Annotated in this window: 17 protein-coding genes and 2 pseudogenes; 6 read left to right on the plus strand and 13 right to left on the minus strand. The window is 68.8% G+C overall.

Annotated features, from left to right (window positions below; all coding sequences use genetic code 11):
* The 5 genes from Aple_RS20010 to Aple_RS20030 form a co-directional block, all read right to left on the minus strand.
* Window positions 1-1,551: a pectate lyase family protein gene (locus Aple_RS20010; protein ID WP_155346156.1), complete on the minus strand. Its 1,551-nt coding sequence runs from the start codon at window positions 1,549-1,551 to the stop codon at window positions 1-3.
* A 301-nt stretch (window positions 1,552-1,852) separates the two neighbouring features.
* A complete protein-coding gene (locus tag Aple_RS20015) occupies window positions 1,853-3,910 on the minus strand; it encodes a WD40 repeat domain-containing serine/threonine protein kinase (protein WP_155346157.1) in 2,058 nt (685 codons plus the stop codon).
* Window positions 3,911-4,035: 125 nt separating this feature from the next.
* Window positions 4,036-4,689, minus strand: a complete 654-nt coding sequence (locus Aple_RS20020) for a TetR/AcrR family transcriptional regulator (RefSeq protein WP_218038422.1) — start codon at window positions 4,687-4,689, stop codon at window positions 4,036-4,038.
* Between the two features lie 10 nt (window positions 4,690-4,699).
* Window positions 4,700-6,349, minus strand: a complete 1,650-nt coding sequence (locus tag Aple_RS20025; RefSeq protein WP_155346159.1) for a sugar phosphate isomerase/epimerase and 4-hydroxyphenylpyruvate domain-containing protein — start codon at window positions 6,347-6,349, stop codon at window positions 4,700-4,702.
* A 1-nt stretch (window position 6,350) separates the two neighbouring features.
* Window positions 6,351-7,193, minus strand: coding sequence for a shikimate dehydrogenase (locus tag Aple_RS20030; RefSeq protein ID WP_155346160.1), 843 nt, complete (start codon window positions 7,191-7,193; stop codon window positions 6,351-6,353).
* A gap of 206 nt (window positions 7,194-7,399) precedes the next feature.
* Between Aple_RS20030 and Aple_RS20035 the strand changes: the two genes are divergently transcribed.
* The gene (locus Aple_RS20035; protein ID WP_155346161.1) at window positions 7,400-8,740 is read left to right on the plus strand and encodes an MFS transporter; all 1,341 of its coding nucleotides are present in this window, start codon (window positions 7,400-7,402) and stop codon (window positions 8,738-8,740) included.
* A 42-nt stretch (window positions 8,741-8,782) separates the two neighbouring features.
* Here the strand turns inward: Aple_RS20035 and Aple_RS20040 are convergent, their stop codons facing one another.
* The 6 genes and pseudogenes from Aple_RS20040 to Aple_RS20060 all read right to left on the minus strand — a co-directional run bounded on the left by Aple_RS20040 (window position 8,783) and on the right by Aple_RS20060 (window position 14,953).
* Entirely contained in the window at window positions 8,783-10,099 is a 1,317-nt protein-coding gene (locus tag Aple_RS20040; RefSeq protein WP_155346162.1) for an FAD-dependent oxidoreductase, read from the minus strand.
* 82 nt (window positions 10,100-10,181) lie between these two features.
* The gene (locus tag Aple_RS20045; protein WP_170321578.1) at window positions 10,182-10,841 is read right to left on the minus strand and encodes a TetR/AcrR family transcriptional regulator; all 660 of its coding nucleotides are present in this window, start codon (window positions 10,839-10,841) and stop codon (window positions 10,182-10,184) included.
* Window positions 10,786-11,694, minus strand: a complete 909-nt coding sequence (locus Aple_RS56330) for an ABC transporter ATP-binding protein (RefSeq protein WP_373869604.1) — start codon at window positions 11,692-11,694, stop codon at window positions 10,786-10,788. The genes Aple_RS20045 and Aple_RS56330 overlap by 56 nt, the downstream gene beginning before the upstream one ends.
* 48 nt (window positions 11,695-11,742) lie before the next feature.
* Window positions 11,743-12,522, minus strand: a pseudogene (locus tag Aple_RS56335) (ABC transporter transmembrane domain-containing protein); the annotation flags it as partial.
* Between the two features lie 53 nt (window positions 12,523-12,575).
* A complete protein-coding gene (locus Aple_RS20055; protein WP_246264648.1) occupies window positions 12,576-14,249 on the minus strand; it encodes an ABC transporter ATP-binding protein in 1,674 nt (557 codons plus the stop codon).
* On the minus strand, window positions 14,249-14,953 hold the full coding sequence (locus Aple_RS20060; RefSeq protein WP_155346165.1) for a siderophore-interacting protein: 705 nt from the start codon (window positions 14,951-14,953) through the stop codon (window positions 14,249-14,251). The genes Aple_RS20055 and Aple_RS20060 overlap by 1 nt, the downstream gene beginning before the upstream one ends.
* 164 nt (window positions 14,954-15,117) lie before the next feature.
* On the opposite strand from Aple_RS20060, the gene Aple_RS20065 reads away from it, so the two are divergent.
* Window positions 15,118-15,573 carry a DUF488 domain-containing protein gene (locus tag Aple_RS20065; RefSeq protein WP_155346166.1) on the plus strand — a complete coding sequence of 152 codons (456 nt, stop codon included), beginning with the start codon at window positions 15,118-15,120 and terminating at the stop codon, window positions 15,571-15,573.
* A gap of 81 nt (window positions 15,574-15,654) precedes the next feature.
* Here the strand turns inward: Aple_RS20065 and Aple_RS56725 are convergent.
* Window positions 15,655-16,014, minus strand: a pseudogene (locus tag Aple_RS56725) (DUF8758 domain-containing protein); the annotation flags it as partial.
* Window positions 16,015-16,239: 225 nt separating this feature from the next.
* Here Aple_RS56725 and Aple_RS20070 point away from each other — a divergent pair.
* Complete coding sequence (locus Aple_RS20070; protein WP_246264650.1) at window positions 16,240-17,307, plus strand: monooxygenase; 1,068 nt, start codon at window positions 16,240-16,242, stop codon at window positions 17,305-17,307.
* Between the two features lie 14 nt (window positions 17,308-17,321).
* On the opposite strand, the gene Aple_RS20075 is transcribed toward Aple_RS20070, so the two are convergent.
* Window positions 17,322-18,377 (minus strand): saccharopine dehydrogenase NADP-binding domain-containing protein, encoded by a 1,056-nt coding sequence (locus Aple_RS20075; protein WP_155346168.1) that lies wholly within the window; start codon window positions 18,375-18,377, stop codon window positions 17,322-17,324.
* A gap of 81 nt (window positions 18,378-18,458) precedes the next feature.
* Here Aple_RS20075 and Aple_RS20080 point away from each other — a divergent pair, with 81 nt between their 5' ends.
* The 3 genes from Aple_RS20080 to Aple_RS20090 all read left to right on the plus strand — a co-directional run bounded on the left by Aple_RS20080 (window position 18,459) and on the right by Aple_RS20090 (window position 20,614).
* Window positions 18,459-19,037 (plus strand): TetR/AcrR family transcriptional regulator, encoded by a 579-nt coding sequence (locus tag Aple_RS20080; protein ID WP_155346169.1) that lies wholly within the window; start codon window positions 18,459-18,461, stop codon window positions 19,035-19,037.
* 81 nt (window positions 19,038-19,118) lie between these two features.
* Window positions 19,119-19,367, plus strand: coding sequence for a hypothetical protein (locus Aple_RS20085; protein ID WP_155346170.1), 249 nt, complete (start codon window positions 19,119-19,121; stop codon window positions 19,365-19,367).
* A 68-nt stretch (window positions 19,368-19,435) separates the two neighbouring features.
* A complete protein-coding gene (locus tag Aple_RS20090) occupies window positions 19,436-20,614 on the plus strand; it encodes a CynX/NimT family MFS transporter (protein WP_155346171.1) in 1,179 nt (392 codons plus the stop codon).
* Window positions 20,615-20,631: the final 17 nt, after the last annotated feature.

Consider the following 20,631-nt stretch of genomic DNA (forward strand, 5'->3'; position numbering starts at 1 on the left):
CTACCCGGCGTAAGTCTCGAACTCGGCGACCCTCGGTGCGCCGGTCGAGCTGGTGATCTTGAAGGTGATCTTGCTCAGTGAGGTGGAGGCGAAGGTGATGGTGCCCGCCCCGCTGCCGGATTTCAGGACGGCGCCGGTGGTGCCGTTGGTGACCTGCCAGGATCCGATGCTGCCCGCGGAGCCTGACGCCTCACGGATGATGATCCTGGACACGGTCTTGGCGGAATCCCACTTGATCGAGATGTCACCGGTCGAGCCGGCCGGTGACCAGTAGGTGCTCATGTTGCCGTCCCGCACGTTGCCGTAGCTCGTCCCGTCGGCCTTGCTGGAGCCGTCGGAGCCGGCCCCGATGCTGAGGTTGGTTCCGCTGGGCGGCGGGCTGGTCGACGGTGAAGGGCTGGCTGACGGTGAGGGGCTGGTGGGCGGCGTGGGGCTCGGTGTCTGTGGTGAGCAGCTGCCGTTCGACACCTGCAGGCCCTTGTTGGCCCCGGCGGTCTGGCGGACGATGTTCGGCACGCAGCTGGCCCCGTCGAGGCTGTAGGAGTACGGGACGCTGACGGAGGTGTTGGACTGCGGGTTGGGGCCGGCGGGGTTGTTCTCGCTGCCGGGGCTGGACCAGGTCACGTTGTCGAAGATGTTGCCGCTGACCTGCCAGTAGCCGGCCTCGCTGGTGTAGAAGGTGCCCAGGACGTCCTTGGAGTCCTTGAAGTAGTTGTTCTCCACCTTGGCGCGAGCCCCGGCTCGGGAATTGATGCCGGACTCGTGGAGGCTTACGTACGAGTTGTTGTAGATGTGAGCGATTCCGCCGCGCAGCAGGGGCGTACGAGAGTCGATGTTCTCGTACAGGTTGTGGTGGTACGTGATGAAGCCGTTCGAGCGGTCGCTCTCGCTGGACCCGACGAGCCCGCCGCGGCCGGAGTTGCGCAGGATGCTGTAGGACAGGGTCACGTACTGGGTGTCGTCCTTCATGTCGAAGAGGCCGTCGAAGCCCTCCGACTCTCCACCCGAGGCCTCCAGGGTGACGTGATCGACCCAGACGTTGCGGACGCCGCTCTCCATGCCGATAGCGTCGCCGCCGTTGGACGTGGGCGAACCCGACTTCTTGACGTTCCGGATGGTCACGTTCTGGATGATGATGTTCCTGGCTTCGCGGATGTGGATGCCCAGCTGGTCGAAGACGGCCCCGTTGCCGACCCCGATGATCGTGACGTTGCTGATTTGCTTGAGCTCGATCAGGCCGGCGGCGGTGTTGCAGCTCGTGCCCGACACCTTGGTGGTGTTGCCGTGATTGATGGTCCCCTCGACCTCGATGGTGATCGGGGTGCTGCTGCTGGCCCGACTGCACAGGGCCGCATGGATCGCGGTCCCCGTGGTGGCCCGCACCGTCTGCCCGCCCGCGCCGCCGGTGGTCCCGCCGTTGGCGGTCGCGTAGCCGGTGGCGCTGCCGGCCGCTGCCGACGCCTGGAACGCCGGTAAGGCCACACCGGCCGCGGCCGCGATGGCCGCCGTGGCCAGCGCCGCCTGGAGTCGCAATGCGACTGCTCGTCTCATCCTCGTCTCACCTTCGTCTTCGAATGCCGGGTGCGTTCTTCGCTGTCCGGTCGGCGCTGCGGGCCTGCTGCCGGGTGGCTATGCCGTGGAAGTGCTGAACACCCAGGTGGGTCAGGGGCACCTGGGGGATGGTCTTGGCGTGGGGCGGCGCGGAGACCGGTGCAGTAGTACGGAAAGCGCTTTCCGTTTAGCCGGACCATAACGGCGGCTGTCAAAAGGCGTCAATGGAAAGTGCGAATCCTGCAACAAACCTGCAACAGGCATCGCCGACGACCGTCAGCACCCGTCGAGAATGGGCCCGTTACATTCGGCCGAGGCTCCAGGTTCGGAGAATTCCGTCCTCGCCGGCCGTCACGACGATGGGGCGACCGGCGAACTCGGTCAGTGCCAGCGTGCCGGTCGCGCCGTTGGAACCCAGCGTCCCGATGGTCTCGCCGTCGTCGAGGTTCCAGATCCGTACGGTGATGTCGTCGCCCGCCGGGTTGTGAGCGACGACCGCGATGGGCACGTCGCCGAATTGGCCGGCGGTGAGGGCTGCGGTCCCCCGGTCGTCGGGGCTCCGGTCGCTGAAGTTCCACTGCTTCCTGCGCTTGCCGGTGGCCAGGTCATAGACGCGCAGGGTGGCGTCCAGGTGGGTGGAGACGAGGACGGGTCTGCCGTTCATCTGGCCGCAGGCCAGCAGCTCGATGCCGCCGATCTCGCCGGTACGGAACGAGCGCGTCAGCCTTCCCGTCGACAGGTTCCACACCCGGATTCGTTCCCCGCCATCTCCCGTGATGAGCACGTCGTCCTGACCGAGCCTGCCGAAGGTCAGGCCCCTGATGCCCTGGAAGTGCTCTTTGATCGTGGCGCCGATCTGCTTGCCGGTGGCGATGTCCCAGAGCCGTACAACGCTGTAGAGGTCGGTCAGGCCGTCGTACTTTTGCGAGACCGCGACCGCCCGGTCGCCGATCGAGACGGCGATGATCGGGGCGCTGGCCCGGTGCGAGGCGTGTTCCTCACCCGTCAGGGTCCACAGCCGCATCCTGCCGTCGGCGTGGCCGGAGGCCGTCACCGGCGTCCCGCTGACGACGCCGGACGCCATCGAGGTCACCGAGGCTCCCCCGTCGCCGAGCTCGGTCACCGCCGTGGCCGTGTTCATGTCCCATAACAGTGCCGTTCCCTTGGCCGTACCGCAGACGACGGTGCCCCCGGCGGCGGCGAGCGCGGTCGGCGCGCCGCTGCCCGCGGTCAGGGAGACAGGGTCCTTGACCTGCGCGCCGAAGGGCTCGGGCGAGGCGGCCGGGGTCGGCGAGGAGCTAGGGGACGCGGACTGGGAGGGATTGCTGGCCTGCGTCGTGCTCCCTGGCGGGTCGACCTGTTCGCCGCCCGGCGAGAAGAGACCACTTCCTGGCCGGAGAACGGCGAAAGCGGAGACCGCCGCCGCGGCGACCGCGGCGCCGCCACCGATCAGGACCCGGCGACTGATCTGCCTGGGCGAGCGTGGCGGCACCTCCGCGTCCAGCGCGGGAGGACGGCCCGCATCAGGCTCCGGGAACGCCCCGGCTGTCGGCCCCGTGCGCCTGATCAGCTGCCGCATCAGATCAGCCGCGACCGGCCGGGCCGCCGGATCCTTGGCCAGGCACGCCTGGATCGAGGCCACCAGATGAGAAGGCACACCGGACAAATCGGGAGAACCGCTCAGGACGCCGTTCACGATGGCGGGAACCGTGTCCCCCGGGAAAGGCTGGCGGCCGGTGGCGGCGAACACCATCGTCCCCGCCCAGCTGAACATATCGGACGCGGGTCCGACGCGCTCGCCCCTGAACTGCTCGGGCGACATGTAGGTGGGCGTGCCGATCGGCCCCGATGCCTGCGTGGTGGAGTCGAACGCCTTGGCGATGCCGAAATCAATCACGATCGGACCTTCCGGTCCTATCAGGATGTTGCCCGGCTTGAAGTCGCGATGCACGATCCCGGCCTCATGGATGGCGACCAGCGCCGCCAGCGTGGAGATCGCGAGCCGGTCCAGCGCACCGCCCGTGCGCGGCCCCGAAGACTGCACGTGCGCCTGCAGCGTGTCCCCCGGCACATACTCGCTCACGATGTACGGACGCTCGTCCAACATCCCGACATCCAGCACGACGGCCGTACAGAACGCACCCACCCTGCGCGCCGCCTCCACCTCGCGCAGGAACCCCTTCCGCACATCGGCATCACGGCTCAGATGACTGTGGATCAGCTTGACGGCGACCTCACGCCCGGCCTCACCGACCCCGTGGTAAACCACTCCCTGCCCACCGGAACCGAGCACACCGACAAGCCGGTAGCCGCCGATCCGCTCGGGATCACCCGGCCGGAGCGGGCGAACATCCGGCATCCGGCTCCCTCCCTCACTGCGTCGGCGATCCACACGATACTTCCGCAGACCCTCAACCGCCGAACCACCATCGTCGGCGGCCTGCCCCAAAGTCGAGCGCCAGGCCGGGGCACGTGGTCTGCGGATCAGCTGCCGCGTAGGTAGGACACGATCATCTCGCCGAGCATTCGGCGCTGCTTGGCGCGATGCTGGGGTGCGGTCATCTCGCGGCCGAACAGGGCTCCGAAGGTGTGCTGGTTGGCGACGCGGAAGACGCAGAAAGCGCTGATCATCATGTGGACGTCGATGGCGTCGGCCTCGGTGTCGAATTCGCCGCTGACGCGGCCCGCTTCCAGGATGCGGGTGATGAGGTCCAGGACCGGGGTGCCGAGGTTGGCGAGGACCTCGGATTTACGGATGTGCTCGCCTCGGTGAATGTTCTCGATGGCGACCAGTTTGATGAACTCGCGGTGGGCGTCATGGTGGTCGAAGGTGAGTTCGGCGAGGGTGCGGATGGCCGCGGTGGGGGCCAGGTGGGCCACGTCCACGGTTCGTTCGACCGTGCGGACTTCGGTGTACACCTTTTCCAGGACCGCGATGTAGAGCTGCTCCTTGCTGCCGAAATAGTAGTAGATCATGCGTTTGGTGGTGCGGGTCAGATCGGCGATCTCGTCTACCCGGGCTCCGGCGTAGCCGTCGCGCGCGAAGACCCGCTGAGCGACCTCCAGGATTTCGGCGCGGGTCCGGTCGGCGTCGCGTTGACGGGCCGCGCTGGGGCGAGTGCCAGGCGGAGAGGTCATGGCGCCCATCCTACTGAGGTGTCATCGATCCCCTGGAGTGCTGGACGGCCAGGCGGACGGGGGCGTTGACGGCGCCGTAGCCCTGGTAGCCGCCGACGCGCTGGACGAGTTCGAAGAAGACCCGGCCGATGGTGATCGTGTAGAGGTGCAGGAATTCGCCGTGGTCGTCGCGGTCGTACATGATGCCGAGGGCGCGATGGTCGAACGGGAGGTCGTAGCGGGCGTCGAGGTCGTCGTGGTAGTTGGCGGGAATCTCCAGGAGCAGGTCGGGGGGCAGGGCGCGGGCGGTGGCGACGAGGTCGTCGCAGGCCAGGGCGATGTGCTGGGTGGGGATGCCCTGGACCTGGGTGATGTTGAGGACCATGCGCACCGGGCCGGCGTTCATGGCGCGGCTGCGGAGCAGGCCGTATGGGTCGGGGACTTCGAGGCTCGGTTGCGGGCACAGGGCGAGGACGCTGCGGTAGAAGAGGACGGCCTCGTCGAAGTGGTGCCAGGGCTGGGTGAGGGCGACATGATCGATATGGGTGATATGCCCGGAACGCGGAACGGTGGTCGGAGGGCAGAAGACGATCTGGGTTCCGTCGGGGGCGGCGATGGCGTGTTCGCCGGGGAGGACGGTGGCCCGCAGCGTTCGGGCGCGCGTCAGGGCGGCATCCGGGTCGGGGCTGCCCAGGCCGATCGCCGCGAGCTCGGGTTCTCCGGAGGCGTCTGTCGTGCGCAGGACGATACGAGCGGCGCCCTGTTCCCAGCACTGAGCGTCCGTGCGGACAAAACCGAGCGCGGCCAGCAACTCGCCCAGCCGGGCCGGATCCGCGGCGGCCAGCTCGGCGAAGGCGAACCCGGTCGGGCCGACCGGTTCGGGAAGCCCCAGAGCGATCAGTGATCGCATCCCGTCCAGGGCGGTACGCCCCGCGTCGGCGTGCCGGAACACGTCGTTGAAGACCTCCAGCGACAGCGGCCCCGAATACCCGGCGCGGAGCACGTGACCGACCAGGCCGCTCACGTCGAGCATGCCCTGACCAGGGAAGCAACGGTAGTGCCTGCTCCACTGCAGAACGTCCATGGCGAGCAATGGCGCGTCCGCGAGTTGCACGAAGAAGATCTTTTCGCCGGGGATGGCCTCGATGCCGATCGGGTCCGAGCCGCGGGACAAGATGTGGAAGCTGTCCAGGCAGGTGCCCAGGTTGGGGTGGTCGGCCAGGTGCACGATGCGCCAGGCGTGCAGGTAGTCGTCGACGTGACGCCCCCAGGCCAGGGCCTCGTACGCGATCCGGATGCCGTACTCGGCGGCCAGGGACGCCAGCGACCGCAACTGCTCGGCGGCCAGCTCGTCGGAACCGATCGCGGCGGGGGACACGTTCGAGCAGACCAGCAGCAGATCGGCCCCGAGCTGCCGCATGAGGCGGAACTTGTGGTCGGCCCGGCGGAGATTCGCGGCCAGGAGGTCGGCCGGCATGGCTTCGAAGTCGCGGAACGGCTGGTAGAGATCGATGCTCAAGCCGAGATCGGCGGCCCGCGCCCGGACCTCGGCGGGCGACATCGGCGACGCGAGCAGATCGTTCTCGAAGATCTCGACGCCGTCGAATCCGGCGGCGGCGATCGCGGTGAGCTTCTCCGCCAGTGTGCCGCCGACCGACACGGTCGCGATGGACGTCCGCATCTCAGGCCGTTACCAGGCTGGTGAGGTGGGCGAACATGCGCTCGGCGTCCGGTTCGCGGCCGGTGAACAGGCGGAAGGCCTGCGCGGCCTGGAAGACGACCATGCCGCCGCCGTTCAGCGTCCGGCAGCCGCGCACCTCGGCCTCGCGAAGCAGCTCGGTCCGCAGCGGGCGGTAGACGATGTCGGCCACCCACAGATCGGGATGCAGCAGCTCGGCGGGGAGTGGCAGGCCGGGATGGTGGGCCATACCGGTCGGAGTCGCGTGCACGAGCCCGTCCGCGTCCGGCATCAGCCGGGGCAGATCAGCGGGAAGGGCCGCTCCGACTCGGCCCTCACCGAACCTTGCCGCCAGCGCTCGCGCCCGCGCGGGTTCGGCGTCGACCAGGGTGATGTGATCAGCGCCAAGGGTGAGCAGCGCGTACGCGACCGCGGCCCCCGCGCCGCCGGCGCCGAGCTGGACGATCCGCCGGGTGCGCGCATCGGGCAGCCCCCGGGCGAATGCCTGCGCGAAGCCGGTCCAATCGGTGTTGTGCCCGATCCCCCGGTCTCCTTCGAAGATCACGGTGTTGACCGCGCCCAGCGTGGCCGCGTCCGGGGACAGCCCATCCAGGTGCTCGATCACGGCCTGTTTGCATGGATGCGTGACGTTGAGCCCGTCGAACCCGAACCTCCGCGCGGTACGCACCAGCTCCCCCACCGCATCCCCGCTCACCCCCAGCTCATCGATGTCGATCAGCCGATACAGGTAGCGCAGTCCGAGGAAGGCGGCCTCCCGCTCGTGCAGCGGCGGGCTCAGGGACGGTCCGATGCCCGAGCCGATCAGCCCGATCAGGTAGGAGGTCATCAGTCCAGCCTTCCAAATGTACGAACCAGTGAGTTAGTTATAACCCGCCGACCCCACCTCATCCAAGAGGTCGGCATATATCCAGTTCAACCACAAATTTCGCCTCTTGACACTAGAAGACGTCGCCTGCACCATGCAGGCATCGAACCCGTTAATGAACTATCCAGTTCGTAACAACGCCAGACCACACCCCCCAGGGAGCAGTCGTGACTGATCACTCACCCGGCGTCCGGCAAGGCACGCCGCGCAAGGCGGCCGTCGCCGCCTGGATCGGTAGCGCACTGGAGTACTACGACTTCTTCATCTACGGCAGCGCCGCCGCCCTGATCTTCTCGGACGTCTTCTTCGACACCTCCGACCCCGCGACCGCGACGCTGCAATCCCTGGCCACGTTCGGGGTGGCCTACGCCGCCAGGCCGGTGGGCGCGTTCATTCTCGGCCACGTGGGCGACCGCTTCGGCCGCAAGAAGATCATGGTCTTCACCCTCATCCTGATGGGCGTCTCGACCTTTCTCATCGGCTGCCTGCCCACCCGCGACCAGATCGGCGGCCTGGCCCCCGCCCTCCTGGTCGTCCTGCGCATCCTGCAAGGCCTGTCCGCGGCCGGAGAGCAGGCCAGCGCCAACTCGATGACGCTGGAACACGCCCCCGCGAACCGCCGCGGTTACTACACCAGCTTCACCCTCAACGGCACCCAGTTCGGCCAGATCCTGGCCACTCTGGTCTTCATCCCGGTGGCCGCCCTCCCCGAGGACCAGTTACTCAGCTGGGGCTGGCGCGTCCCGTTCTGGCTGAGCGTCGCGGTCGCCATCGCCGGGTACGTCATTCGCCGCCGCGTCGAGGAAACCCCCGCCTTCACCCAGTCGGTGGCCGAGGGAACCGTCGCGAGGATGCCGCTCTCCCTGCTCTTCCGCGACCACTGGACCAGCGTGCTCCGCGTCGTCTGCGCCGCCCTCATCGCCACCGTCAGCACGATCTTCACGGTCTGGGCGCTGAACTACGCCACCAGCGACGAGATCGGCCTGGACCGCGCGACCATGCTCTGGGTCAGCAGCGCCGCCAACGCGATCGCCCTGATCGCCATCCCGCTGTGGGCCAGGCTCTCCGACCGGATTGGCCGCAAGCCGGTCTTCCTGGTCGGTGCGATCGGCAGCCCCATCATGATCTTCGCCTACCTGGCCGCGATCAACTCGGGCAACTACCCGTTGATCTTCCTGGTCGGAATGATCACGCTCGGCGTTGTCTACAGCGCCTCCAACGGCATCTGGCCCTCCCTGTACGGCGAGATGTTCACCACCGGGGTCCGCCTCTCGGGCATGGCCATCGGCACCCAGATCGGTTTCGCGGTCGCCGGTTTCGCGGTCGCGTCGGCCGCGGGCATCGTCTCCCCGGAGGGCTGGCTGGGCCTGCAGGGGTGGGTGGGAGTCGGGATCTTCACCGCGGTCCTGTGCGCCATCAGCGCGATCGCGGTGGCCTCGGCCCGGGAGACGTACCAGATTCCGACCGAAGATCTGGGCCGCGCCCCTGTCACCGCCTCGGTCGCTTAGGACACGCGAACCAGGGCCGGTGTGGTGCCGGCCCTGTTCCTCTCAGGTGACCTTGCTGTTCCTGAAGACCCGGAGGGCCACACGTGGACGCAGTAGCGCCGGGGTCGGGTCGAGATAGCCGGTCACGCGCCAGAAGGCGTCGGCCACCGCGATGTCGGTGGCGCCGACGCGGTGCAGTCTGGCCACGTAGCGGTTGATCAGCCGGGTGGCGAGCGGGCGGGGGCCTTTGATCTCCGGGAGTGCGAGGTCGCCGGCGGCGGAGAGTTGCCAGGCGGGGTCGATGGCTTTGGCGGCGGCCTTGTAGAAGCGGCGGGCGAGGTTGTGCTCTCCGGCTTCCAGGCAGGTACGGAGGGCTTCCGCTTGCAGGGAGGCGACCGTCATCCCCTGGCCGTAGATCGGATTGAAGCTACACAGACCGTCCGCGAAGACGAGCAGGCCTTCCGGGTACGCGCGAAGCTTCTCGTAGCGGCGGCGCAGGCTCGCCGGGAAGGTGTGAACGACCGGGTCAGAGAGGCGTTCGGACTTGGCGATGACCTCGTGGAAGTCCGGCGGGGTCATCTTCTGGATGAAGGCGATGAGGGCGTCCACATCGGTGGGCGGCTGGGTGCCCGCCATCCCCGCGACGGTGAGCAGCCAGCGGTCGCCCTCGCAGGCCATGAACGCCATCCCGCTGGGACGTCCGGGGACGGGACCGACGAGAATGCCCTGTTCGGGAGCGAGCGCGTCGGGCGGAGTGCGCATGAAACAACTGACATAACGGATGCCGACCTGGATGCGCTCCTCGGGGGGACGGGCGTAGCCGAGTTGGGAGAGCCAGTCGAGGGAGCGGCCGGATCGGCCCAGCGCGTCGATGACCAGGTCGGCTCCGACGGTCTCCTCGGGGCCGCCGTCGGCGCGGCGGGCGAAGCGCGCTCCGGTGATCCGGCCCGCCGTGGCAGTCAAGCCGGTGACATCACATCCCTGGACGAACTCCACGCCCGGCAGGGCGGCGACCCGACGGCGTACGACATGCTCGAGGGTAGGCCGGGTCGGCTGGAGCATCACGGGCCCGGGATGGCCACGGGCGAGGCGGTGGCCGGAGACGACGAAACGGATCTGCCGCGCCAACTGGGTGCGCGGGACGCCGAGCGCGCCCAGCTCGTCGGCGAGGCCGGGGAAGAACGAGCCGAGGATCTGGGAGCCGCGCGGGAGCAGGACGTGCACGTGCCGCCCCTGCGGCACGCCGCGACGATCGCGGGGTTCCGCGGGGAGCTCGTCGCGTTCGAGCAGCGTCACCCGATCGAACGTCTCGCTGAGCGCTCGCGCGGCGAGCAGGCCGCCCATGCTCGCGCCGAGGACGACGGCGTGACCACGCCCCATGGTGCACCTCCTCCGGACAAATAACATGACAGTGTTATTGTGCGAAGGGCGTCAGAGGGCGTACATCCCGAAATGTGCTGTCTTAGAAGCGTGCGGCGGCGCCGTCGAGCACGAGGGCCAGCTTGCGCCGGAACCACACGTGCGGGTCGCCGTCGATGACCTGCCGCACCACGGCGGCGAAGGCGGCGGCGCCCGGATCGGCCTGCTCGGCGGCCCAGGACGCGCGGAGCCGGTCCCGCGCGGTCAGCGGATCCCCGTCGCGTACGCGGACGAGGCGCTCCCACCCGGCGTACACATCGGCGGCCAGGTCGGTGAGCGTGTCGACGATGAGCACCGCGTCGTCGTCCCCGAACCCGAACTCCGTGAGCGCCCGCGCGGTGCGGTAGAAGACCCGGGTGACGCTCGGCGGGGTCCGGGGCAGGTCCCGGATCAGCTCCGCCATTCCCGGATACGCGGCGAACACGCCCCAGACGACATCGGCCGTTTCCTCCAGGTAGGCCCGCCAATCCGTCCCCGGCCCCGGCCAGTCCGCCCGCTGGACGGCCAGATCCATCGCCGCGATCACCAGGTCGTCCCGGCTGGGCACCCGGCGGTAGAGCGAGGAGTGCCGGACCCCCAGCCGGTCGGCCACCGACGTCATGGTCAGGTCGCGGAACCCCACCGCCAGCGCGGCCTCGGAGATGTCGTCAAGGCTGAAGCTGGGACGTCGTCCCGGACGAGGGCTCGGACGCGGCGTGGTCATGCCGCCCATCTTCGCGCGAGATCAGCCGCCATCCGGCCGCGCGGGTGCGCTCCCGCCAGAACGCGGCATATCGGCCGCCCGCCGCCAGCAACCGATCATGATCGCCTGTTTCGGCCACCCGGCCGCCGTCCAGAACGACGATCTGGTCGGCGGCCCGGACCGTGGCGAGCCGATGCGCGATCACCAGCAGCGTCCTGTCCTCGGTCAGCGCGTGCAGCGCCTCGATGACGGCGGCCTCGTTGTCGGAGTCGAGCGCGGCCGTGGCCTCGTCGAGCAGCACGATGGGCGCGTCCTTGAGGATCGCCCGCGCGATGGAGACCCGCTGCCGCTCGCCGCCGGACAGCGCGGCGCCGCTCTCGCCGACCCTGGTCGCCCAGCCGTCGGGCAGCCGGTCCACGATCGTGTCCACCCTGGCCAGCGTGGCGGCCCGCCTGACCTCCTCGTCGGTGGCGCCGGGACGGCCGAGCCTGATGTTCTCCTCGATCGTGTCGTCGAAGAGGTAGACGTCCTGGAAGACCAGCGACAGCCGCGACATCAGGTCCTCGGTGCCGAGCTCGCGCACGTCGTGTCCGTCCACCCGGACGGCGCCCGACTGGACGTCGAAGAAGCGGGCGATCAGCCGGGTGACGGTGGTCTTGCCCGAACCGGACGGCCCGACCAGCGCGGTCATCGTGCGCGGCGGGACGGTCAGCGAGACGTCGTGCAGGACGAGGGTGTCGTCGTAGCCGAAATCGACGTGGTCCAGCTGGATGGCGGGGGCGTCGGAGGGCGGCTGCCGTACCGGCTCCGCGGGTTCCGGGAGGGTGGGGGTGGCGAGGATCTCGGCGAAGCGGGCCAGGTTGTTGCGGCCCATCCGGAGCGCGCCGCCCAGTTCGGCGGCCAGGAGCAGCGGCTCGGTGAAGCGGGTGGCCAGCGCGAGCAGCACGATCAGCCCGGCCGGATCCAGCGACCCGCCCAGCGTCAGGTAGGTGCCGAGCGCGATCAGCGCCGTGTAGAGGACCTGCACGGCCAGCGCGTTGAGGCCCAGCCCTGGAATCGCGCTCGTGACCGAACGCCGCCCAGCCCGATACTGCTGGACAAGTGCAGATTCCAGTTCGGTGTACGCCGGACCTGTCCTGCCGAAGCCCCGCAGTACGGCCTGAGCCTGGGCGAACTCCACCACCCTGCTGCCCGCCTCGGCACTGGCCGCGTCCACAGAATGGTCCATTCGCCCCATCAGGCCCGCCGTGTACCGATGCGTCCCGGCGAGCACCAGGCCACCCACCGCGAGCGCCAGCCCCAGCCGCCAATCGAGGAAGAGGCTCGCCACGACCACCGTCGCCGGAGTCAGGTACGCGGTGACCACCGGTTGCAGCAGATGGGCCGGCACGCCCATCACCGCGCGCACGCCCTGCACCACCAGACGCCCGATCCGTCCCACCCGGTCGGCCTGGAACCAGCCGAGTGGCAGCGCGGACAGGTGGTCGCCCAGCTGGTGGTAGAGGCTGCGCGACAGGTCGAGCCCGACCGAGAAGCCCAGCACGGCCTGCCGATACTGCAGGATCCCGCACCCCAGCACCGCGACGGCGAGCCCGCCCAGCCACGGCCACGCCGCCGCCGGATCACCCGCGAACAGGGCCCGCAGCACCGGCACGATCAGCACGAAGGCCAGACCCTGCACGATGGCGAAAGCCCCGAGCGTCAGCAGGTATCCCCGAATCCGGGCGGCCCCGGTCAGCATCATCAACTGCCTGATCATCGTGACCTCTCCCAGAGCGTGCGATAGATCCCGTCCTCGGCGAGCAGCTGCGGATGCGTGCCACGCTGCGCGATCCGGCCCCGATCCAGCACGACGATCTGATCGGCGCCGACGATCGTCGGCAGGCGATGCGCGATGACCAGGACCGTACGGCCCGCCGCCAAGGTCGACAGCGCGTCCTGGATGGCGGCCTCCGATTCCGGATCGGCGAACGCGGTGGCCTCGTCCAGCACGAGCACGGGCGTGTCGGCCAGCAGCGCCCGCGCGATGCTCACCCGCTGCGCCTCCCCGCCCGACAGGTCGGCCTCCGCGTCGTAGCCTCCGGGCAGGGCGAGGATGCGGTCGTGGATCTGGGCGGCTTTGGCGGCGGCGTAGATCTCGTCGTCTGTCGCGTGGGGGCGAGCGAGGGCGATGTTGTCGCGGACGCTCATCCTCAGCAGCCGGACGTCCTGGAAGACCGTCGCGACCAGCTCGCCCGGGGGGATGTCGCGAACGTCGGCGCCGCCGATGCGGACGACGCCGGACGTCGGATCCCAGTAGCGGGCGAGCAGGCGCGCCAGCGTCGACTTCCCCGAGCCCGAATGCCCGACCAGCGCGGTCACCGTGCCCGGCGCCAAGGTCAGGGTGATGTCGCTCAGCACCTCGTTGACCCCGTCGTAGGAGAAACCGACCTGGTCGAACTCGACGAGGTGCCCGTCCGGCACCGCTTTGACCTGCGACTGGGGTAGTTCGGGTGCGGCGAGCACGCCCGCCAACCGCCCGGCGGCCTCCCGCGCCTCCTGCAAGGCCCCCATCCCGAAACCCAGCGTGACCATCGGCTGCCCCAGCCCGAGCCCCAGCAGCGCGAACGGCAGAATGTCCACCGCGGCCAGCGAGCCCGCCGACACCAGCGCCGTACCCGTCACCAGGACCACGAGCAGCACGGTCACCGGCATGATCGCGCCCTGCGCCGCCGCCTCGATCCTCGTCATCGGCTCCACCCAGCTCCGGAACCGCGCCGAGAAATCATCCGCCGCCCGCGCGAACCGCTGATACGCCCGCCGGGCCTGGCCGAAGGTCTTCACCACGGCGATCCCGTGCACGAACTCCACCGCCGTGCTGTTGATCCGCGCGGTGGCCTCGGCGACCTCGCCGAGTTTGGCCTGGTAGCCGCGCATCATCACCGCGTACGCGAGCAGGTAGATGGGCAACGTGCCCACCGTCGCCAGCGCCATCCGCCAATCCACCCAGAGCAGATAGGCCAGCGACAGCACCGGGACCACCACCGCCGACACCAGATCGAGCACCGCGTGACCGACCAGGTGGTGCAAGCTGTTCACATCATCCTGAACCGCCGTCTTCACCGCGCCCGAACTCCGGGCGGTGAACCACCCCAGCGGCACCGTCCCCAGCTTCGCCACGATCCCCCGCCGCAACCGCAGCTGAAGCCCCGCATCGGCCAGGTGCGTCACCGTGACCGCCGCCCCCATGGTCACGATCCGCACCACCACCGCCACGACCGCCACCCCGACGATCGCCCAGGCCCGCCCCGCGTCGCCCGCTCCCAGCAGCTCGCGAGCCAGTTCCGCCACCATCACGTACGGCACCAGCCCCGCCACGGCCGCGACGACCTGTAACCCCGCCGCCGCCCAGAGCCGCCCCCGCACCGGCGCGAGCAGCTGCCCCAGCACTACAACCCCTTCTTCCCGGTCGCCCAGTACGGCTTGGTGACGACGTCCTTCCGCCGCATGCCCACCCGCTCCGCACAGAGCAGCCCGCGCACCTCCTGAACGCTCCGCGCGTGCCCCGCCACGTAGGCGGCGTCAGGCCGCTCGACCGCCATCTCCCGCAGCCGCGCCAGCATCGCCTCCCCCGGCTGTTCCCCCTCGGCCACGACTTCCAGCCTCGGCAGCAACGCCCCCGCCGCCTCCGCGTCCTCCGGCGCCACCTCTACCACGCCCGAAACCTTCGCTTCCGCCCCCAGCCCGGCGATCAGCGCCTCGAACAACCCCAGCGTGCTGGCGTCCCCCGCCATGAAGTGCGTCGCCCCATCCCGCACCCACGACTTGCCCCCCGGCCCCAGCACCAGCGTCTCGTCCCCCACCGTGAGGCCGCGCGCCCAGTGGCTTCCCGGGCCCGCGCCGTACAGCTGGAAGACCACGTCGATCCACCCGGCCACCCCGTCGAACGCGGCCGGCGTGTAGTGCCGCAACTCCCGCTCCCCCACCCGGAACTCGATCTCACACCCCGGCTGCCACCCCCTCCCCCGCAACGCCTCCCCAGCGAACCGAACCCGCACCAACCCCGCGGACAGCACCTCCACCCCCACCACCGCAGCCCGCCGCCCCATCCACCGCGTCATCGGCTCAGCAATCAACGCCGGCACCGTAGGCATACACCCTCCTCAATTGGATTAGGCCAATTAGGTAAGCCTTACCTATACGCGACAGGATGTTGCAATCACTGCCCACCCGTCAAGACCGGATGAGTCGCCACCCTGGTTGTGGGGAAGAGGGCATGTCGAAGACACCTGCGACCAGGCGTGAGAGGGTGTAGATCATGCTGACGATCGAGCGGGACATCCGGTTGGCCGGGGTCGGATACGAAGGCCTCGCACTCGACGAGTTCATCCGGCACCTTCAGCTCGCTGGCGTGACTTTGCTGGTGGACGTCCGGCTCAATCCGATCTCCCGCAAGCGTGGATTCAGCAAGACGGCCCTGGCCGGCGCGCTGGGAGACGCCGGGATCGCCTATGAACACCTGCGCGAACTCGGCAACCCCAAATGGAACCGAGCAGGGTTCGGCGGCAGCGCAGGTGAACTGGCCAATGCCCGGGAGACGTACGCTGAAGGACTCCGGAGCCCTTCAGCCAGCGAATGCCTCGACCGGATCGCTGCGGCCGCACAGCTGCGCAGTGTCGCATTGATGTGCTTCGAAGCCGACGAACAGCGATGCCACCGCGACGTCGTGCTGAACGCCGTGCGCGGCCGGCTCAGTTTCGCCATGTCGGCTTGACGCGTTCGGGGTAGACGACCCCCCACGCACGGCCGCAACCAGGTCGCACATTGAGCCCTCGATGTAGTCATCAAGGTACGCCATCCGCTTTGGCCAGCCATTGAGATGCGTCTCGACCACAACACTATCGATTCGAGGCCGCCAGCTTTCGGCCCGCGGGTCGTTGGGGTTGGGCCGAGCTTCGAGAGTGACGACGTCGTACTTACGAAACCGATTGGGACTGTCAAGCTCGCGAAAATTGATCGGATAGAGACGTACCCATCCGGGGTAGTCGAGATCGAGACGTAGGCCGGCAACACATACCGTTTCGCCGTAAGTCTCGGATGGGTTCGGAGCCGCCTTCGCAGTGATCAGAACACGCATACGCCGACTTTGGTTCCCGGGCGGCTTGGTCTGGATCGTTCCAAGATCAGGTCCAAACAAGGAAGACTGCTCGCCCATAAACCCTCCGCACTCCCTTACGGCCTAGATCGAGGTTATCTTTACTGATCTCTGACGGAAAGAGTTCGGAGAGAATCGCGCACTTCAGGTTGTCCCGGTGGTCGGTGCCCCCTGCTGGCGGAGGAGGAAGAAACCTCCCCTGGGAGGATGGCGAGGGCGAGAAGTTCGGCGAGTGTGGAGAGCATGGGTCGAATTCGGGGAATTCTGGTTCTGGTTGTGGTTGCCATGGTGGTTGTGGCATGCGGGGGGCAGGCTGCGGTCGTTTCCGGGCATGGGGGGCATGCGGGGACGTCGGTGGTGCAGCAGCCGTTGCGGGACGGGGAGAGGTTCGTCACGCTGAAGATGGCGGAGGCGTATACCCCGAAGGGGCCCAATGGGGGGACCGATGATTATCGGTGCTTTCTGATCGATCCGGCGCTCGGGGAGGGTTCGCGGTTCCTTACGGGGGCGCAGTTCATGCCGGAGAATTTGGCGATCGTGCATCATGCGATCTTCTTCAGGCTGAGTCCTGAACAGGCGGCGGAGGCCAAGGCGTTGGATGCGAGCACTCCCGGTCAGGGCTGGACGTGTTTCGCGGACGCGGGCGTACGGGAAGCCGGATGGGTTTCACACTGGGCGCCCGGGACCAACGAGACCCTGCTCGATCCCAAGTACGGGCATCCGATTCCCGGCGGAAGCCAACTGGTCATGCAGGTGCACTACAACACCCTCGGCGGGACCGGCTCCGACCAGTCCGGAATCCGATTGCGGGTCAGCGACAAGGCCCTCGAACCGCTCGGCACCGAGCTGTTCCCCGCCCAGGTCGAACTTCCCTGTACGGCCAAGGAATCAGGCCCACTCTGCGACCGCGCGGCAGCCGTCACCGACATCGGCCGCCGCTTCGGCCAAGACTCCATGGCCACCCCCGACCAGCTGAGCCAAAGGTGCGGCGCACCCGCCCCCGGCCCCACCCAGCACTGCGACATCCCCGTCGAACAACCCGGCCACCTGCACGCCCTGGCCGGCCACATGCACCTCCTGGGCCGCTCCATCAAAGTCGAACTCAACCCCGGCACCCCAACCGCCCAAACCCTCCTGGACGTCCCCAACTACGACTTCGACGACCAGGCCCTCCGCCCCCTGAAATCCCCCGTCGAAGTCAAACCCGGCGACACCATCCGCGTCACCTGCACCCACGACGCCTCCCTCCGCGCCCAGCTCCCCCAACTCCAGAACCAACCCCCGCGCTACGTCGTCTGGGGCGAAGGCACCAGCGACGAAATGTGCCTCGGCATCGCCATCATGTCCCGCTAAGGCCCATAAAGCCCTTAGTCCGTGATCACGAACTCGGCGTCGGCGGCCAGCGCCACCTCGGGGCCGAAGAGCCTGGCCGGGGTGAACGCGCCGGGGCGGCCCTCGCCCTTGGCCAGGCGCTGGGCCACCTCGGTGACGGCGCCGACCGTGAACGTCATGCCCTCGCCGGTGCGCAGCCAGCCCTCACGCACGCGACCGGACGGCCATTCGACTCGGGCGCGGCCCCAGGACGATCGGCGCGGGCGCTCCTTGGCCGTGGTCGTCGTGATGCGGGCGAGCCGCCGAGTGGCGAAGCCGGCCAGGCCGGGCAAACGCAGCACGCCACCGATCGCCGACAGAGCCGCTCGGACGGCCGGGTTGGCCGGGGCGAGAGCCGAGGCACCGATCACCGACGGGGCGCCGCTGGCCTGCCAGGCCGCGAAGAGTTCGCCGCTGCCCAGGGAAGCGGTGGTGACCACGTCGCCGTCGGGGGTGGTCAATCGCTCGGCGGCACCGCCGGCCCTGGCTCGTACCATCCGGCCCTGCCGCACCTCGCGGCCGCCGTCGAGCAACGCGTGCACGATGGTGGCGGCCAGGGCTTCGCCGAGGGCGCCGGGTTCGATCGCGACTGACGCGACGGCGTCGACGCGTACTCGCGAAGGCTTTTCCTCGGCCGCCAGCAGATGCAGCAGGATGCTCTCGGTCGCGAGCACGCCGAAGCCCGCCCCGGAGACCAGCGTGCGACCGGTCTCCACCGCCTCCCGGTCCATGCCGTGGAGCAGCTCGAACGCGCTCAGTTCGTTGGCGACATCGACGTAGTGGGTGCCTGGCGGGCAGGCCCGCGCGACCTGCGGCGCCGTGACCGCGAACGGGCCCACCGTGTTGATCACGACGGTCGGAGCCTCGGTGGCCAGCCGCGCGCAGACCTCGTCGAGCGAGCCGGTCACCGCCCGGGCGTCCGGACTCACCTGGGCCAGCCGCTCCCGATCGCGGCCGGCCACCACCACCTCGGCGCCCGCCTGCCGCAGACGCTCCACCGCCTCCCGGCCGACCCGTCCGGTCGCGCCGAGCACCCAGATCTCACCCGTCATGTTTGCCTCCAATAGTCATGGCACGTCGTGTCATCACTATCGCATGGCACGACACGACGTGTCATCAGTAGAATTCGCCACATGGGTCGATGGCAGCCGGGTGCGCGAGAACGGCTTGAGCAGGCCGCGCTCGATCTCTTCCTCGAGCAGGGCTTCACCGAGACCACCGTGCCGCAGATCACGGCGCGAGCCGGGCTCACGACCCGCACGTTCTTCCGGCACTTCGCCGACAAGCGTGAGGTGCTGTTCGCCGGCGAGGAGCTGGTGCCCGAGCAGGTGGCCCGCCTCATGGCCGAGGCCCCGCCGTCGCTCGGCCCGATGGAACTGATCACCGAGTGCCTGGCCCCCACCGCGGCCAAGATCTTCGAGGGCCGCAGCCTCGACTACCTGCTACGCCGACGGGCCGCGATCGACGCAGAACCCGCCCTGCATGAGCGCGAGCTGCGCAAGTTCTCGCTGATGTCGGAGGCCCTGGAGCGGGGCTTCCGCGACCGCGGCGTCGACAACCTGACCGCCCAACTGGCGGCCGAGATCGCCGTGACCACGTTCCGGATAGCGGCGACCCGCTGGCTCAACCAGCACGGCGACCCCGACCTCCCGGCCACCATCAACCAGACCCTGGCGGCGATGAGGCACCTGACGAATACGCCGTCGACTTAAGTCGCACGGCTCGATGGGGCGGCAAGCCTTGCCCGCCAGCTTTCCAAGGGAACGTTCGGCACCGTCCGCTACACGCTCGTGGTGGCCGTGGCCCTAGGACTACTCCTCTCGTACGCCGACACGTACTGGGGTCTCACGCCGGTATGGCTGGCCATCACGGTCACCGTCATCGTGACGCTGGCCCCCGCGCCGACACTCATCAGGCTCGTCTACGCAGTTCCGCGCATCTACGCGAAGGACGCCATGACCTCGCCGCAGGCCACGAGCCGCCCCATGCGCCTGGTTTCCATCGTCTTCATCGCCTGGGCCGTCCTCCAGCGCATCAAGTAGCCGTCCTCTGGCGCAAACCATGCCTTGACCAAGGGTTCATGAAATAGGGGCAGTAAGGTTTGGTGCCTATGAGACGTCCCGGCTGGTTGCTGCTGATTGCCGGGTTTGCGTTGGCTGCGTTGAATTTGCGGCCGGCGTTGGCGGGGTTGTCGCCGGTGCTTGGGGCGATCATGGACGATCTCGCGCTTGGGCCGGCGGCGGGTGGGGCGATCACCACGGTGATGGTGGTCTGTCTGGGGTTGCTTGGGCCGGCGGCGCCGCTTATTTCTACGCGGTTCGGGCTTGATCGGGCGCTCCTGGTGGGGTTGCTGGTGCTCGCCGTGGGTGCGGTGGTGCGTAGTTCGGATGGGTTGTTCGGGCTTTACGGCGGGGCCGTGCTGGTCGGGACGGCTATCGCGATCATGAATGTGGTGATGCCGGGGCTGGTCAAGCAGCACTTTCCCGAGAAGATCGGGCTGTTCACCGGGGTCTACGTTTCGTGTCTGGTCGCCGGTGCGGCGGGGGCCTCGGCGTTGGCGGTTCCGCTGGCTGACGCCTATGGGTGGCGGGTGGCAGCGGGGTCGGCCGCGCTGCTGGCCGTAGTCGCAGCGGTGGTCTGGATTCCGCAGGCGTGGCGGCCGGTTCCGGTGGCGAAGACCGGTCCGCGGCCGTTCCGGCGGTTGCTGCGCAGCCGGGTGACCTGGTTCGTGACCGCGTTCATGGGCCTGCAGTCCATGTCGTTCTACATCATGCTCGCCTGGCTGCCGACCATCTTCCAGGACGCCGGTCTCCCCGCCGACCAGGCCGGATACCTGCTCAGCCTGACCAACCTCATCCAGATCGCCGTCACCCTGTCGGTGCCGATCATCGCGGGGCGAGCCCGCTCCCAGGTCCCGCACGTGACCGGCGCGGCCGTCCTCACCTTCGCTGGATATCTCGCCGTATTGCTCGCCCCGGCCACGCTGCCCTGGCTCTGGATGATCATCCTCGGTGTCGGCCAGGGTGCCTCGATCGCGCTCGCCCTCCTGATCATCACGCTGCGCGCCCCCGACCCCACCTCGGTGACCGCCCTCTCGGCGATCGCCCAGTCCTTCGGCTACCTCCTGGCCGCCCTCGGTCCGTTCGTGATCGGCCTGCTCAACCAGCTCACCGGCGGCTGGACCTGGCCCCTGGTGGCCGGGCTGGCCGTCTGCGTGATCCAGCTGGTCTTCGGCCTGGTCGCCGCCCGCCCTGTCGTGATCACCAAGGAAGAGGCTACGATTAGGTAAGGCTAACCTAAAGGAGC

This window comes from Acrocarpospora pleiomorpha, from assembly GCF_009687885.1.
GTDB classification, from domain to species: domain Bacteria; phylum Actinomycetota; class Actinomycetes; order Streptosporangiales; family Streptosporangiaceae; genus Acrocarpospora; species Acrocarpospora pleiomorpha.